The organism is Massilia sp. LXY-5, from assembly GCF_059801075.1.
In genome coordinates, this window is record NZ_JBNNEH010000005.1 from 659,691 (window position 1) to 675,847 (window position 16,157).

The 16,157-nt window shown below is 65.0% G+C and carries 11 protein-coding genes; 6 read left to right on the plus strand and 5 right to left on the minus strand.

Going from position 1 to position 16,157, the window contains the following annotated elements:
• Nucleotides 1-16: 16 nt before the first annotated feature.
• Together ACI48I_RS18040 and ACI48I_RS18045 are read right to left on the minus strand one after the other, a co-directional pair.
• Nucleotides 17-388: an SEL1-like repeat protein gene (locus ACI48I_RS18040; RefSeq protein ID WP_193686090.1), complete on the minus strand. Its 372-nt coding sequence runs from the start codon at nucleotides 386-388 to the stop codon at nucleotides 17-19.
• Nucleotides 385-2,397 carry a bifunctional 2',3'-cyclic-nucleotide 2'-phosphodiesterase/3'-nucleotidase gene (locus ACI48I_RS18045; protein ID WP_498574983.1) on the minus strand — a complete coding sequence of 671 codons (2,013 nt, stop codon included), beginning with the start codon at nucleotides 2,395-2,397 and terminating at the stop codon, nucleotides 385-387. The genes ACI48I_RS18040 and ACI48I_RS18045 overlap by 4 nt, the downstream gene beginning before the upstream one ends.
• Nucleotides 2,398-2,519: 122 nt before the next feature.
• Here ACI48I_RS18045 and prfB point away from each other — a divergent pair.
• From prfB to lysS, 3 genes are all read left to right on the plus strand, one after another.
• Nucleotides 2,520-3,642 (plus strand): peptide chain release factor 2 gene (gene prfB / locus ACI48I_RS18050; RefSeq protein WP_193686092.1). Its coding sequence is split into 2 segments (ribosomal slippage): nucleotides 2,520-2,600 and nucleotides 2,602-3,642, totalling 1,122 coding nucleotides; the frame shifts between segments, so codons are not numbered across the junction.
• Complete coding sequence (locus tag ACI48I_RS18055) at nucleotides 3,639-4,316, plus strand: HAD family hydrolase (protein ID WP_498574984.1); 678 nt, start codon at nucleotides 3,639-3,641, stop codon at nucleotides 4,314-4,316. The genes prfB and ACI48I_RS18055 overlap by 4 nt, the downstream gene beginning before the upstream one ends.
• A 39-nt stretch (nucleotides 4,317-4,355) precedes the next feature.
• A complete protein-coding gene (lysS, locus tag ACI48I_RS18060) occupies nucleotides 4,356-5,900 on the plus strand; it encodes a lysine--tRNA ligase (protein ID WP_498574985.1) in 1,545 nt (514 codons plus the stop codon).
• Nucleotides 5,901-5,969: 69 nt separating this feature from the next.
• On the opposite strand, the gene ppnN is transcribed toward lysS, so the two are convergent.
• Nucleotides 5,970-7,340: a nucleotide 5'-monophosphate nucleosidase PpnN gene (gene ppnN, locus ACI48I_RS18065; protein ID WP_193686095.1), complete on the minus strand. Its 1,371-nt coding sequence runs from the start codon at nucleotides 7,338-7,340 to the stop codon at nucleotides 5,970-5,972.
• Between the two features lie 282 nt (nucleotides 7,341-7,622).
• On the opposite strand from ppnN, the gene ACI48I_RS18070 reads away from it, so the two are divergent.
• Entirely contained in the window at nucleotides 7,623-9,128 is a 1,506-nt protein-coding gene (locus ACI48I_RS18070; RefSeq protein ID WP_498574986.1) for a peptide MFS transporter, read from the plus strand.
• Nucleotides 9,129-9,184: 56 nt separating this feature from the next.
• Here the strand turns inward: ACI48I_RS18070 and ACI48I_RS18075 are convergent, their stop codons facing one another.
• Nucleotides 9,185-10,096, minus strand: coding sequence for a LysR substrate-binding domain-containing protein (locus ACI48I_RS18075; RefSeq protein ID WP_193689095.1), 912 nt, complete (start codon nucleotides 10,094-10,096; stop codon nucleotides 9,185-9,187).
• A 105-nt stretch (nucleotides 10,097-10,201) separates the two neighbouring features.
• Here ACI48I_RS18075 and ACI48I_RS18080 point away from each other — a divergent pair, with 105 nt between their 5' ends.
• Nucleotides 10,202-11,122, plus strand: a complete 921-nt coding sequence (locus ACI48I_RS18080) for an NAD-dependent epimerase/dehydratase family protein (RefSeq protein WP_498574987.1) — start codon at nucleotides 10,202-10,204, stop codon at nucleotides 11,120-11,122.
• A gap of 135 nt (nucleotides 11,123-11,257) precedes the next feature.
• On the opposite strand, the gene ACI48I_RS18085 is transcribed toward ACI48I_RS18080, so the two are convergent.
• Nucleotides 11,258-13,528: an OPT family oligopeptide transporter gene (locus ACI48I_RS18085; RefSeq protein ID WP_498574988.1), complete on the minus strand. Its 2,271-nt coding sequence runs from the start codon at nucleotides 13,526-13,528 to the stop codon at nucleotides 11,258-11,260.
• A 214-nt stretch (nucleotides 13,529-13,742) separates the two neighbouring features.
• Here ACI48I_RS18085 and ACI48I_RS18090 point away from each other — a divergent pair, with 214 nt between their 5' ends.
• On the plus strand, nucleotides 13,743-16,088 hold the full coding sequence (locus ACI48I_RS18090; RefSeq protein WP_498575046.1) for a penicillin-binding protein 1A: 2,346 nt from the start codon (nucleotides 13,743-13,745) through the stop codon (nucleotides 16,086-16,088).
• Nucleotides 16,089-16,157: the final 69 nt, after the last annotated feature.

Below are 16,157 nucleotides of genomic sequence, written 5' to 3' on the forward strand. Positions count from 1 at the left end.
CGGGGGACCGCCCACCCTACCGGTGCTGCAGCGCATGCGCCGCCTGGCGCATCAACAGCTCCGCCTTGCGCGGATCCGGTTCGCGCAAGGCCAGTTCCTGCAGGGCCGCCGGATAACCCAGCGCGGCCGCCTCTTCCAGCCAGCGCCGTGCCGCCGCGTCATCCTGCTGCACACCCTCCCCCGCCGCCAGCATGTTCGACAGCGTGAACATCGCGGCGGGCACCTGCGCCCGCGCAGCCGCCTCGATCAGGCGCGCCGCCCGGACGGCGTCCGCAACTACACCTGTACCGTTCCGATACTTCAGTCCCAGCCGGTAATCAGCCTGCGCATCGGCGGCCTGCACGGCGCCGCAGCATACGATGGCCAGCAGCAGCGCAGCGCCTTTCATTTCGCCAGGTCCAGCGCGTACAGCGCAAACCCCTTGCCGAGGCCATCGTCGGCGCGCACCTGGCTCAGGTTGTCGAGCCCCGCGTCCTGCGCCAGGCCGAGCATGCCGGGCGCCGAATGGAACACGACCGGCCCGGCCGTCTTCACCTTCGTGAAGCGCCAGCTGCGCGTCGCGCCATGCGCCGCACGGGTCAGCTGTTTCACGTCGCGGATATAGGCGATCAGGACGTCGCGGCTGGTGTCGGGCGAAGCGAGGACCGTCTTGCTGCCGTCCAGCCCCGGGAAATTGCCGCCGCCGCTGGCCCGGTAGTTGTTCGTGGCGACGATGAATTCCTGTTCCGGCGTCACCGGCACGCCGCGCAGGGACAGCTTGCGGATGCGCGCGCCCGGCGCCTGGGTGACGTCGATCTCGTAGCTGATCTCGCCTGAAGTCGGCGTATCGAAGTTATAGCTCGGCACCGCGGCGTTGACCAGCTCCTGCGGCTCAGTCCTGCCCGGGTCGATCGTATTGAAGCGGCGCGCCGAGGTCTCGAGCCAGGCTTTCAGGCCGGCGCCGTCGATCTTCACCGCATACAGCGCATTCGGATACAGGTAGAGGTCGGCGGCGTTGTTCAAGGCGAGGTTTCCGGCCGGGACGTCGGTGAAATCGAAGGCGCCGGCCAGGCCGCTCTTGAACGGCGCCGACATCGACAGTACCGGCAGCTTCGCGTACTGCGGCAGGTTGGCCGCCACATAGCTCTTCACGTACCGGGTCTGGGCCGCGTTCACCACCTGCAGCGCCGAGGGGTCGCCGACATCGGCGAAATAGGTGGTCATGCGGAAGTCGGTGCTGCCGACCGGCGTCTTGACGTAGCCGATGGTGGCCTCGTGCTCTTCGCGAATCAGGTCCGACACCGCCGGGTCGGGCGCGACGAAACTCTTGTCGGCGTTCTGTGCCGCGCGCGCTTCGACCACGGTCTTGTCCTTCTCGACCGTCCAGCCCTTGCCGCTCGCCCGCAGCTGCAGCGCGATCACGCCCAGGTGCTTGCCCCATAAATTCGCCATCACGGTCGGTACGCCGTGCACCAGGCCCTTCGCCTTGTCGACGCCCGGCAGGTTGAACTGCGGCGCCGTGCTGGCGGCGTTCGGGAACAGCTGGTGCGAATGGCCGAGCAGCATGGCATCGACGCCCGGCACCTGCGCCAGGTACCAGCCGGCGTTTTCCATGCTCGGCGTGTACGGATTGGCATCGAGCCCGCCGTGGGCGATGGCGACGACGATGTCGGCGCCCTTCCTGCGCATCTCCGGGATGTATTTCAGGGCCGCTTCGCGCACGCCCGTCGTGTAGACCTTCCCCTCGAGCCAGCGCTTGTCCCAGGACATGATGGTCGGCGGCGTGAAGCCGATGATCCCGACCTTGACGAGCGCCTCGATCGGCCGCCCGCTTGCGTCCGTCGCCTTGACGCGTTTTTCGATGATGCGCCAGGGTTCGAAGATCGGCTTCTTCGTCTTCACGCTGTAGACATTGGCCAGCACCTGCGGGAAGGCGGGACCGGCGCAGCGCCTGGGCTGGTCGACGCCCGCCACCTGGAAGCGGCTGCCCGTCACCTGGCTGAGGTAGGCCAGTCCATAGTTGAATTCGTGGTTGCCGATCGAGGCGCCGTCATATTTGAGGGCGTTCATCACCTTGTAGATGCCCAGCGTCTGGTCGCAGCGCAGCGGTTTCACCAGCGCCTGCCAGTCGGCCAGCGCATTGCCCTGGATCGTGTCGCCGTTGTCGAACAGGACCGTGTTGGCGAATTCCTCGCGTGCCTGCGCGATCAGGCGCGCCGTCCGGTCCAGGCCGATCGAGGGCTCGGCGGCGAGCTTGAAATAGTCGTAGCCGACCACGTTCGAGTGCAGGTCGGTGGTTTCGAGCACGGCGAGGGTCGCGCTGGCACCCTTGGGGGCGGATGTTGCGGCCAGGGCGGGGGCGGCGAGGACGGCAAAGAGGCCGGCGATGCCGATTTGACAAGGGATGGAGTGGTGCATGGGGCTGCTTTGGTTAGAAGTTCAGATGTGATGCGCCCAATGATACGGTGGCGGCACGAACCGGGGCAAGCGCCTGGGGTATAATCGAAGGTTCGATTCAACTCATTCAAATTGCCAAGATCATGGAAGCTGAACGCATCAACGCCATCGCCGCCCTGCTGAACGACCTGACCGGTCGCGAGGCCGAACTTCGGAGGTATCTTTGACTTCGATCGGAAGGCAGAGAAACTAGAGCAGGTCAACGAAGAACTCGAGGATCCGACCGTCTGGAACGACCAGAAACGGGCGCTCGACCTCGGTAAAGAGAAAAAGGCGCTGGAAGGCGTCGTGCTGACGCTCGAGAAAGCGAAAGCCGATCTCGCCGACGCATCCGACCTGTTCGAGATGGCGCGCGAGGAAGGCGACGACGACACGATCGAAGCCGTCAGCGCCGACGCCGACGCGATCGCCAAGGTCATCGAGGGCATGGAATTCCGCCGCATGTTCGGCAACCCGATGGACCACGCGAACTGCTTCATCGACATCCAGGCCGGCGCCGGCGGTACCGAAGCCCAGGACTGGGCCTCGATGCTGCTGCGCCAGTACCTGCGCTATTGCGAACGCAAGGGCTTCAAGGCCGAGATCCTGGAACAGTCCGACGGTGAAGTCGCCGGCATCAAGACCGCGACCATCAAGGTCGAGGGCGAGTACGCCTACGGCCACCTGCGCACCGAAACCGGCGTGCACCGCCTGGTGCGCAAGTCGCCGTTCGACTCGGCCAACGGCCGCCATACTTCGTTCACCTCGCTGTTCGTGTATCCGGAAGTCGACGAATCCTTCGAGATCGAGATCAACCCGGCCGACGTTCGCATCGATACCTATCGCGCATCCGGCGCCGGCGGTCAGCACATCAACAAGACCGACTCCGCAGTGCGCCTGACGCACGCGCCGTCGGGCATCGTCGTGCAGTGCCAGAACGACCGTTCCCAGCACCGCAACAAGGCCGAGGCCTTCGACATGCTGCGCGCGAAGCTGTTCGAGCTCGAGATGCGCAAGCGCATGAGCGAACAGCAGAAGCTGGAAGACTCGAAGACCGACGTCGGCTGGGGCCACCAGATCCGCTCCTACGTGCTCGACCAGTCGCGCATCAAGGACCTGCGGACCGGCTTCGAGACCGGGAACACGAAAAACGTGCTCGACGGCGACCTGGACGATTTCATCTCGGCCTCGCTGAAGCAGGGCGTAGGCGCAGGCGCCAGCGCATGACGGCACGCACCACGGCTCCTGACAAGCGCGCCCTGATCTTCGACATGGACGGCACCATCGTCGACAACATGGCCTTCCACACCCAGTCGTGGATCACCTTCTTCGAGCGCCGCGGACGCGCCATCGATGCGGACGAATTCTTCCGCACGACGGCCGGCCGCCAGGGCAAGGAGATCATCCGTTCCCACATGGGCGAGCACCTGGAAGACGACGAAGTGGCGCTGCTGAACCACGAAAAAGAGGCCGTCTACCGCGAGCTGTACGCGCCGCACCTGAAGGCGGTCGATGGGTTCGAAGACCTGATCGCCGACGCGCGCTCGCAGGGCATCGCCCTTGCGGTCGGCACGGCCGCGCCGCCTGCGAACGTCGAGTTCACCCTCGACGGCCTGGACCTGCGCCGCCATTTCGAGACCGTCGTCGGCGCCACGGACGTCCCGCGCGGGAAGCCGCATCCGGACGTGTTCCTCGAAGCGGCCAGGCGCTGCGGCGCGGAACCCGCCAACTGCATCGTGTTCGAAGACGCGCCGCTGGGCGTGGAAGCGGCGCGGCGCGCCGGCATGCGCGTGGTGGTGATCACCACCACCCTGCCGCGCGCAGCCTTTGCCGAATTCGACAACGTGATCGCCATCGTCGACGATTTTTCGAGCCTGTCGCTCGAGACGCTGTTCGCCTGAGTTTGGCGCGACCATACACCAACAAGAGTTGAACCAACCATGACTACGGAAAACCAAGAGAACACGCCAGTGCCAGCAGTGGCAGCGGCCGACGAAAACAAGATCATGACCGAGCGCCGCGCCAAGCTGGCTGCCATTCGTGGACAAGGCGTCGCCTTCCCGAACGACTTCAAGCCCCAGCACAAGGCGGCCGAGCTGATCGAAGCCTACGGCGCCCTGACGCGCGAAGAGCTGGAAGAGAAAGCGATTCCCGTGGTGCTGGCCGGCCGCATGATGCTGAAACGCGAAGCCGGCAAGAAGGCGGCCTTCGCCACCCTGCAGGACGCCTCGGGCCTGCGCGCCGACGGCCGCATCCAGATCTACGTGACCCTGGACGCCACCGGCGAAGCGGCAATGGAAGCCTTCCGCAGCTACGACCTGGGCGACATCCTGGGCGTCGAGGGCACGCTGTTCAAGACCAAGGTCGACGAGCTGACGATCAAGGTGTCGAAGCTGCGCCTGGTCACGAAATCCCTGCGCCCGCTGCCCGACAAGTTCCACGGCCTGGCCGACCAGGAAACGAAGTACCGCCAGCGCTACGTCGACCTGATCATGAACGAAGAGACGCGCCGCACCTTCAAGGCGCGTACCGCCGCGCTGTCGTCGATGCGCCGCTTCATGGAAAAGAACGGCTTCATGGAAGTCGAGACCCCGATGCTGCACCCGATCCCGGGCGGCGCCGCGGCCAAGCCTTTCATTACCCACCACAACGCGCTCGACATGCAAATGTTCCTGCGCATCGCGCCCGAGCTGTACCTGAAGCGCCTGGTGGTCGGCGGCTTCGACCGCGTGTTCGAAGTGAACCGCAACTTCCGCAACGAAGGCGTCTCGATCCGTCACAACCCTGAATTCACGATGATGGAGTTCTACGCGGCCTATACGGACTACACCTGGCTCATGGACTTCACCGAAGCCGTGATCCGCCAGGCCGCGGTCGACGCCCAGGGCACGGCCGTGCTGTCGTACGGCGGCCGCGAGCTGGACCTGTCCAAGCCCTTCCACCGCCTGACCATCGTCCAGGCGATCAACAAGTACGCGCCGGGCTACACGGACGAGCAGCTGAACGACGCCGAGTTCATCAAGACGGAACTCAGGAAGTTCGGCGTCAAGCCGTTCGCGAATGCAGGCCTGGGCGCGCTGCAACTGGCGCTGTTCGAAGAGACGGCCGAAGCGCAGCTGTGGGAGCCGACCTATATCATCGACTATCCCGTAGAAGTCTCGCCGCTGGCCCGCGCCTCGGACACCCGTGCCGGCATCACCGAGCGTTTCGAGCTGTTCATGGTGGGCCGCGAAATCGCCAACGGCTTCTCGGAGCTGAACGATCCGGAAGACCAGGCCGCGCGTTTCCTGTCGCAGGTCGAGGCCAAGGACGCCGGTGACGAAGAGGCGATGTACTACGACGCAGACTATATCCGCGCGCTGGAATACGGCATGCCGCCGGCCGGCGGCTGCGGGATCGGTATCGATCGCCTGATCATGATTTTGACGGACTCGCCGAACATCCGCGACGTGCTGCTGTTCCCGCACTTGCGGAAAGAGGACTGATCTTCTTGATCAATGAAAAACGGGGCGCTGCGGCGCCCCGTTTTTGTTGGCCGCGACGCGACGCCGTGTTTATTGCACGATCGTATAACAAGGCACATACGCCTTGCCCGGCAACTTCATCCGGCTCTGCTCGACGAACGAGGCCAGCAGCGCGTCCATCGGCACCATGATGTCGCTGTCGCCGTGGATCTCGTACTTGCCGTGCTTCTCGATCTCGCGGATCCCCTCTTCCTTCACGTTGCCGGCCACGACGCCCGAGAACGCGCGGCGCAGGTTTGCGGCCAGCAGGTGGGTTTCCTGGTTCTTGTGCAGCGACAGGTTGCGCATGTTCTCGTGGGTCGGCTTGAAGGGCTTCTGGAATTCGTGGTCGATTTTCAGCAGCCAGTTGAAGTAATAGGCGTCGCTCCTCGCCTTGCGGAATTCGCGCACCTGCTTGATCCCGGCCTGCATCTCGCGGGCGACCGCGTCCGGGTCGTCGATGATGATCTTGTAGCGCGCCTGGGCGCGCACGCCGAGGGTCTGGGCGATGAAGTCGTCGATCTGCTCGAAGTATTCGCGGGCGGTGGCTGGGCCCGTGAAAATCAGCGGGAACGGCATTTCGGCATTGTCCGGATGGAGCAGGATGCCGAGGATGTACAGGATTTCTTCGGCGGTGCCGGCGCCGCCCGGGAAGACGACGATGCCGTGGCCGGTGCGGACGAAGGCCTCGAGGCGCTTCTCGATGTCCGGCATGATGACCAGGTCGTTGACGATCGGGTTCGGCGACTCGGCCGCGATGATGCCCGGCTCGGAGATGCCGAGGTAGCGCCCGACCGCCAGCCGCTGCTTCGAGTGGCCGATGGCGGCGCCCTTCATCGGGCCCTTCATCGCGCCCGGGCCGCAGCCGGTGCAGATATCGAGTTCGCGCAGGCCGAGCGCGTAGCCGACCTGTTTCGAATAGTTGTACTCGACGCGGTTGATCGAGTGCCCGCCCCAGCAGACGACCAGGTTCGGGTTGCGCTGCGGCTGCAGGATGTTCGCGTTGCGCATGATGTGGAACACCGCATCGGTGATCCCTTCCGGCTTGGCGAGGTTGAATTTCGGGTTGTCGGTGACTTCGAAGTGAACGTAGACGATGTCGCGCAGGACGGCGAACAGGTGCTCGTGGATGCCCTTGATCATCTTGCCGTCGACGAAGGCGATCGACGGCGCGCCGCGGATATCGAGCTTGATGCCGCGCTCGCGCTGGATGATGCTGATCTCGAAGCTGCTGTAGCGCTCGAGCAGTTCCTTGCCGTCGTCGATCGAACTGCCGCAGTTCAGGACGGCGAGCGCGCACTTGCGGAATATGTTGTAGAGGCCGCCCTGGCTGGTGTCGAGCAGCTTGGCCACCTCGGCCTTGGACAGGACTTCGAGCCGGCCTTCGGGGGAAATAAGGGTGTCGACGACTTCGTAGTTCATGCAGGTCTTCCTTTCAAATGCGCCGGAAATAAATGCTTCCGGAAATAGTGCTGGCTGTTTCACCAATATACGACAAAGGCGCCGCGCATGCCTGCGCTTGTGTGCGTCAATGGTGCAAGCTGGCAACGCCTTGCACCGCCCGCGCGCGTGTTTACCACAAGGCCAAATATTTTTCTTATGGTAAGAAATTTCCACTAAAATGCGTCCCAACTGGAAATTCCGGCTGATCCCGGATTCCAACAAAACGGACATTCTCAAAACACTATTTTCGGGAGAACCCGCATGAGCGGTGCAGCAGTTTCACCAGGCAAAGAGGTTGCCATTCCAGAATTCAAACAGATCATGGGCCATCCGGCGCCGCTGTGGATGCTGTTCATGACCGAGTTCTGGGAGCGTTTCGCTTTCTACGGCATCCGTTGGGCGCTCGTGCTCTACATCGTCGCCCAGTTCTACGGCGGCGCAGCGGTCGGCCAGGCCGACGCCAACCTCACCTACGGTTCCTACCTCGCCCTGGTGTATGCCGGCGCCGTCTTCGGCGGCCTGATCGCCGACCGCGTCATCGGCTACCAGCGCTCGATCCTGATCGGTGCCGTCTTCATGGCGGCCGGCCTGTTCATGATCACGCTCCCGAACCCGGACATCTTCAAGCTCGGCCTGGCGACCATCATCGTCGGCAACGGCATGTTCAAGCCGAACATCTCTACCATGGTCGGCAAACTCTACGCGCTGAACGATACCCGCCGCGATTCCGGCTTCACCATCTTCTACATGGGTATCAATGCGGGCGCCTTCATCGCCCCGATCCTGACCCAGATCCTGGCGCAGAAACTCGGCGACGGCACGACCCCGGCCTACAAGGTGGTGTTCTTCGCAGCCGGCGTCGGCATGCTGGTCAGCCTCGTGTGGTTCTACATCGGCCGCAAGACCCTGCAGGGCATCGGCGCACCGGACGCCAACGCACAGGGCACCGGCCGTCCGATCGCCGTCATCATCGGCAGCGTCATTGCGATTCCCGGCGTGTACTTCCTGCTGAAACTCGGCGCCAACACCCTGCAGGTCATCCTGACCGTGCTCTTCGTCGCGCTGGCGCTGATGCTGATGATCGAAGGTATCCGCAACGGTAAGGTTGCGCGCGACAAGACCATCGCCATGATGATCATCTTCGCCTTCAATATCCTGTTCTGGATGTTCTTCGAACAGGCCGGCAGCTCCTTCACCTTCCTGGCCGACCAGATCGTCGACCGCAACCTGGGCGGCTTCATCTTCCCGGTGGCCTGGTTCCAGAGCGTGAACTCGATCGCCATCATCGCCTTCGCCCCGATCATCGCCGCCATCTGGGTCATGCTGGGCCGCCGCAACGCGAACCCGTCGATCCCGCGCAAGTTCGGCCTCGGCCTGATCTTCAACGGCCTCGCTTTCGGCCTGCTGATGTACGCGCTGTCGACCCTGGTCGACATGAACGGCAAGATCCCGTTCTGGACCCTGTTCACGGTCTACTTCATCCAGTCGGTCGGTGAGCTGTGCCTGTCGCCGATCGGCCTGTCGATGGTCACCAAGCTGGCGCCGGTGCGCCTGGTCGGCCTCGGGATGGGCGGCTGGTTCCTGTCGACCGGTATCGGCAACAACCTGTCCGGCATCTTCGCCTCGCACGTCTCGGGCGAATCGGGCATGTCGGTCGCTTCGGCGCTGGGCGGCTACACCTTCGGCTTCTGGTCGCTGGTGGGCGGCGGCGTGCTGCTGTTCCTGATCGCGCCGCTGATCCAGAAGCTGATGCACGGCGTGAAGTAAGCGCTTTGGCTCGACACAAATAACGGCAGCTTCGGCTGCCGTTTTTTATTGCGCGCTCACGAGGACCTGGGCTTCCTGTCCAGTGCCAGCTCCATCTGCGCCATCTCCTCCTCGATCCAGGCGCGGAAGCGCTGCACCTTCCCCATATTCTCCTTGTGCGGATTCGCCAGGAAGCGGTAGCCGCTCTCGAAGCGCGCGCTGCGGCAGGCGATCTGGCGCAGCGCGCCCGAGGCGATGTCCTGGCAGGCGATCCCGTAGGGCACCAGCGCCACGCCCTGCCCCGCCACCGCCGCCTGCACCAGCACGCCCCAGTGGCTGTAGGCGCGCGAAAAATCGTAATTCCCCTTCAGGGCCCGGTTCTCGTTCAGCAGCTGCAGCCAGCGCTCGGGCGACTTCTCGTACAGCAGCGGCCAGTCCTTGATGTCGGCCAGCGTCAGCTCGGCCTGGCCCGGCGCAAGCAGCTCCGGACTGTAGACCGGCACCAGCCGCTCGCGGAACAGGGTAGCCGGGTCGCCATCGCGCACCGGGCCGTAGCGGATCGCAACGTCGGTGCTGTCGGCCTCCATGTCGACCGGCGCGTCGTTGGAATCGATGCGGATATCGAGTTCGGGATACAGCTTGGTAAAACGGTGCATGCGCGGTACCAGCCACTTGATCGCGAACGAGTGCGTGGTCGAGATGCGCAGCACCGATTCCTCGTCGCCGCGCTGCAGCGCCGCCACCTTGCCGCGCAGGTCGGCCAGCATGCGGCCCACCGCGATCGCCAGTTCCTGGCCTTTCTCGGTGAGCGCGATATGGCGCGGGTGGCGCACAAAGAGCGCGAAGCCGATCGCCTCTTCCAGCTGCTTGACCTGCAGGCTGACCGCCGCCGGTGTCTTGTGCAGCTCGCGCGCGGCCAGCTTGAAGCTGCCCCAGCGCGCCGCACAGTCGAAGTCGATCAGGCCGGACAGGCTGCGCAGCGGCTTCATGCGGCCCCCATGCATAAATTTATCTTATTCATAGCGCTCGGTTTTTCTCGGTTGTGCGTTTCCACTGCTGAGCAGAAAATATACTCGATTCGTCAAGGAGAAGCCATGCACAAGGATATATTAGTGATCGGCGGGACCCGCTATTTCGGCAAGCTGCTCGTGCAGCGCCTGGTACGCGCCGGCCACCGGGTGACGATCGCCACCCGCGGCTACGCCCCCGACCCGTTTGGGGCGCGCATCGAACGCATCCGCGTCGACCGCCGCAACGAGACCGCCATGCGCGGCGCCTTCGCCAATAAACGCTACGACCTCGTGTTCGACCAGATGTGCTACAGCCCCCTGGACGCGGCGATCGCCGCGCGCACCTTCGCCGGCAAGGTCGGGCGCTACGTCATGACTTCCACGATCGACGTCTACCGCGGTATCCAGCCGTCCGGCGGCGCCCTACTCGAAACCGACCTGCCTGTGCTGGCGCAGCCGATCGACACCGGCTATCCCTGGCACGATCCGAAGCGCGCCGTCGAGAGCTATGTGGCCGGCAAGGTGCAGGCCGAGGCCTACCTGTACCGCGACGGCTCGCTGCCGCTGGTGACGGCGCGCCTGGCGCACGTGCTGGGCGGGCCGGAGGAGTTCACGGGGCGGCTGTCCTGGTATGTCGACGCGTTGCGCTCGGGGGTGGCGCTGCGCTATACGGATGCGCAGGCGAAGCTGTCGTTCCTGGGCACGCAGGAGGCCGCGGCTTTCCTCGACTGGGCCGGTGCCCAGTCGTTCACCGGGCCGGTGAATGCGGCGTCGCACGGGGCCTTGTCGGCGCACGATCTGTTCGGGCGGGTGGCCGACGTGCTCGACGCGCGGGCGGGCGCGCAACAGGTTGCCGGTGCGGCTCCTGGGGTCTTGTCGCCGTTCGATGCGGGACAGGCGACGGTGCTCGATACGGCACGCGCGTCGTCATTGGGATTCAAGTTCAGCCAGACGGACGAGTGGCTGGATAACGTGATTCGCCAGCACGATCTGGCGTTTGTGTAGGCCGCGGATGCTCGAACGGTGAACCGCGTGGGCTCGAGAGCCCACCCTACGGTGCACCGCCGTTGCAGGGTGGGCACTTGGGCCCACGCGGTTCACCCCACATAAAAGAACGGGCGCCTCGAGCGCCCGTTTCACTTACTGCTGCGGCTTCTCGCGCGCCACCCAGTACAGCAGCAGCACGATCGCCGCATACGGTATCAGGGACAGCAGATCCGCATGCGCCCCCGCGAAGAACGGGTTCGACGACTCGGCCCACTTCGCCATCATGCTGTCGAAATTCGTCATCACCCCCGCCGTGATCGCGATGATGATGCCCGCCAGCGCACCGCCGGCGATATAGCCGGAAGCCAGCAAGGTGCCCGAGCTGCGGTCCCCGGCAGCGGTGCGCTCTTCGTCGTTCAGCTTCGCGTACTGCGGCAGCTTGTTGTTGCGGCGGTCGGCCGCCCAGCGCACCGCGCCGCCGACCGCGATCGGCAGCGTCGACACCAGCGGCAGGTACACGCCCACCGAAAACGCCAGCGCCTGGATGCCGGCCATTTCCAGCACCACCGAGATCATCACGCCGAACAGCACCAGGGTCCACGGCAGCTGCTGGTCGAGGATGCCCTTGATGATGTAGGACATCAGCACGGCCTTCGGCGCGTCGTATTTCTTCACTTCGGTGCCGTCCGGACGCGTGTGGTGGTGGCCGTTGATGCCCGGGTCGACCAGGTAGGCCAGCTTGCCGTCCTCGCCCACCAGGTATTTGCCTTCCGGTCCGCCGGCGGTGCCGACCTTGCGCCAGACTTTATAGGTTTTATTGTCGCTCTCGGCCTGCGGGCCTTGCAGCTGCGCCGTCTCGGTCAGCTTCGACGCGTCGACCGTGATGCCGGGCGCGACCTGGGCGGCCGGCACATAAACGGTGCCGGCATCGTTCAGCTTCAGCAGGATCGGCCCCAGGATCAGCGCCGAGGCAAAGGCGCCGCACAGGATGGCGTACTGCTGCAGGCGCGGCGTCGAGCCGACCAGGAAGCCGGTCTTCAGGTCCTGGGAGGTGGTGCCGGCGTTGCTGGCCGCGATGCAGACGATGGCGCCGACCGACAAGGCGGTGACGTAATAGCGTCCGCCGGTCCAGCCCATGACCAGGAAGATCAGGCAGGTGAACAGCAGCGTGGCGACCGCCATGCCGGAAATCGGGTTCGACGAGGAGCCGACTTCGCCGGTCAGGCGCGAGGAGACGGTCGCGAACAGGAAGCCGAACACGAGGATCAGGAGTGCGCCCAGCAGGTTCATGTGCAGCGGCGTGGCGAAGGTGATGATGGCGATGATGGCCAGGCAGCCGATCGCAACCCATTTGAACGGAATGTCCTGGTCGGTACGCAGCGAAGGATCAGCTCCGGCTGCAGCCGTCGTCTTCTTTGCGCCCATGCCCGCCAGGCCGCCCTTCAGGCCATTCCAGATCGACGGCAGCGAGCGCACCAGCGAAATCAGGCCGCCCGCAGCCACGGCGCCGGCGCCGATGTACAGCACATAGGCGTCGCGGATGTCGTCGGGCGACATGTCCTTGATCAGCATCGTCCCGGGCGACAGCGGCACCGTCAGCAGCTCGCCGAAGAACTTGATCATCGGGATCAGCAAGAGATAGGACAGCACGCCGCCGGCCGCCATGGTAAAGGCGATGCGCGGACCGATGATGTAGCCGACGCCCACCAGCTCGGGCGAGATCTCGGCACCGGCCGAACCGGCCTTCAGCGGCGCGCCGAATTCGAAATTGGCGACATCCTTCCAGCCCTTGAACGAGACGTTGGCCACCTTGTACAGCAGGCCGAGGCCGAAGCCGCCGAAGATGATGGCAGCGCGGCGCCGGGCGTCGCGCGCGGCGTCGGACCCCGCTTCGCGCACCTCGCCCGCCGCTTCGCGCGAGGTTTCGGTGGCGGCCGCCTTCAGCACTTCGGCGCAGGCAGTGCCTTCCGGGTATTTCAGTTCACGGTGGGCGTCGACGATCATCGTGCGCCGCATCGGGATCATCATCAGGATGCCGAGAAGGCCGCCCAGCACGCCGACCAGCATGACGCGCGAGATCTCGAGGTCGAAGCCGAGGATCATAATCGCCGGCATGGTAACGCCCAGGCCGAAGGCGAGCGACTCGCCGGCCGAGCCGGCCGTCTGCGTGATGCTGTTCTCTAAAATGGTCGACTCGCGCCCGCCCATCTTCTTGAACATGCCGAACAGGGTGATGGCGATCACCGCCACCGGAATCGAGGCGCTGACCGTCAGGCCGACTTTCAGGACCAGGTAGAGCGAGGAAGCACCGAAGATCATGCCCAGCACGACGCCCATGACGAGGGCGCGGATGGTGAATTCGGGGAGGTTCGAGTTGGCCGGTATGTACGGCTTGACGGCGGCGGGAGCGGGATCGTAGGGCATCGTATTCCTGGGTTCTTGGGGCGCCGGGCAGTCGCAGCAGACTTAAGGCAGCCTGAAGGCGTGACTATGGCATAGCCGGAGGGCGAAAGAAAGCGGATTATAATGCGCGGCCGGGCCTGCCTTTTGCGCAGGCCCACAGCAGGAGAACACTGTCTTGACCAAGTCCCCACGCGCACCGCGCCAGCTCCGCCGTTTTAACAAGCAAGGCGGTTTCATCTTCTTCATCCTCGCCGCCATCGTCCTCGCCGTTGCCTGCGCCGCAGTCTGGTTCCTCATGACGATCGTGCCGAACGTGCCTTCGATCGACGCCGTCACCGACTACAAGCCGAAGATCCCGCTGCGCATCTACACCGCCGACAACCAGCTGATCGGCGAATTCGGCGAGGAGCACCGCGACTTCGTCCCGATCGACCAGATCCCGCCGATGATGAAAAAGGCCGTGCTGGCCATCGAGGATGCGCGCTTTTATGAGCACAAGGGCATCGACTGGATGGGCGCCGCGCGCGCCGTGAAGGCCAACGTGACGGGCGGCTTCGGCTCCGGCGGCGCCTCGACCATTACCATGCAGGTGGCCCGCAACTTCTTCCTGACGAAGGAAAAAGTCCTGTCGCGCAAGCTCAACGAAATCGTGCTGGCTTATAAAATCGAGGATGCGCTGACCAAGGACCAGATCCTCGAGCTGTACATGAACCAGATCTATCTCGGCCAGCGTTCCTACGGCTTCGCCAGCGCCGCGCGCAGCTATTTCGGCAAAAGGCTCGACCAGCTGACCATCGCCGAAACGGCGATGCTGGCCGGCCTGCCGCAGAATCCCTCGCGCCACAATCCGGCCGTGAACCCGAAGCGCGCCAAGCTGCGCCAGGAACAGGTGCTGCGCCGCCTGCGCGACCTCGGCGACATCGACGAGGCCCAGTACGCAAAGGCCGTCGCCGAGCCGCTGCGCGTGCATTCGAAGCCGCAGGAATTCGGCACCCATGCGCAGTACGTGGCCGAGCTGGCGCGCCAGGCCGTATTCGCCCAGTACGCCGAAGAGTCGTACACGCGCGGCATCAAGGTGATCACGACGATCGATTCGAAAGCCCAGGAAGCGGCCTACGATTCGGTGCGGCGCAACGTGATCGCCTATGACAGCCGCCATGGCTACCGCGGCCCGGAAGCGCGCATCGAGCTGCCGGCGGATGCCGAAGAACGCGAAGACGCCATCGTCGAGGCGCTGCAGAAGCGCCCGTCCAGCGACGGCCTGGAGCCGGCCGTGGTGGTTGCCGCTTCCACGAAATCGGTGAAGGTCGAGACCATCGACGGCGACGCCATCACGATCACGGGCGCCGGCCTGAAGTTCGCGGCAAGCGGCCTGTCCGAGAAAGCCAAAGAGGCGCAACGCATTGCGCCCGGCGCCGTGGTGCGCATCACGAAGGCCGGCAAGGCCGAATGGGCCATCACCCAGGTGCCGCTGGTGGCGGCCGCCTTCGTCGCGCTCGACGCCGACACCGGCGCCTACCAGGCCCTGGTCGGTGGCTTCGACTACAACCTGCAGAAGTTCAACCACGTGACGCAGGCCTGGCGCCAGCCGGGTTCCGCGATCAAGCCCTTCGTGTATTCGGCCGCGGTCGAAAAGGGTTATTCGCCAGGCACCCTGATCCTCGACGAGGCACTGACCATGCCTGGCGAGAACGCCGGCGCCGACTGGTCGCCGGGGAACGACGACGGCGTATTCAGCGGTCCGATCACGATGCGCTATTCGCTGGCGCACTCCAAGAACGTGCCGACCATACGCCTGCTGCGCGCACTGGAGGTGCCCTACACCCACGACTTCCTCGGCAAGTTCGGTTTCGACCTGGCGCGCCATCCGAAGAACATGACGCTGGCGCTCGGCACCGGCGCCGTGACGCCGCTGCAGATGGCGGGTGCGTATGCGGTCTTCGCCAACGGCGGCTATGGCGTCAAGCCCTACCTGATCGCGCGCATCGAGGACGGCGACGGCAAGGTCCTGGTCGAGAACAAGCCGCCGGCCGCGCGCCAGGAAGCCGCGCGCGTGCTCGACCCACGCAATGCCTTCGTCACCGATTCCATGCTGCGCGACGTCACGCGCTACGGCACCGGCGCCGCCGCCACCAAGCGACTCGGCCGCAGCGACATCGCCGGCAAGACCGGCACCACGAGCGACGCCATCGACGGCTGGTTCGCCGGCTATGGCGGCAATATCGTGGCCGTGGCCTGGATGGGCTATGACGAACCGCGTTCGCTGGGCGGCCGCGAATTCGGCGCCACCCTGGCCCTGCCGATCTGGATCGACTACATGCAGGTGGCGCTCGCCAAGCGGCCGGAGGCGGAGCGTCCGCAACCGGAAGGCATCATGCGCGAGAACGACGACTGGGTCTATGCGGAGTTTGCGGAGCGGCCGGAGCTGCACACGATCGACATCGATCCGGCGACCCTGAATGCACCGCAGCCCTACCTGACGGACGACGAAGAAACCGGCAGCGAGCATCCGCGCGCGGACGGTTTCGCGAAGCCGCCCGAGCCACCGGCGGCGCCGGTATTCGTGCCGGCGCAGCAGTGACAGGGCGAGCGATGCGACCGGCACTCCCGGCGGCCGGTCCGGGATGCTCCCGGAGCCGGCCGCCTGCCG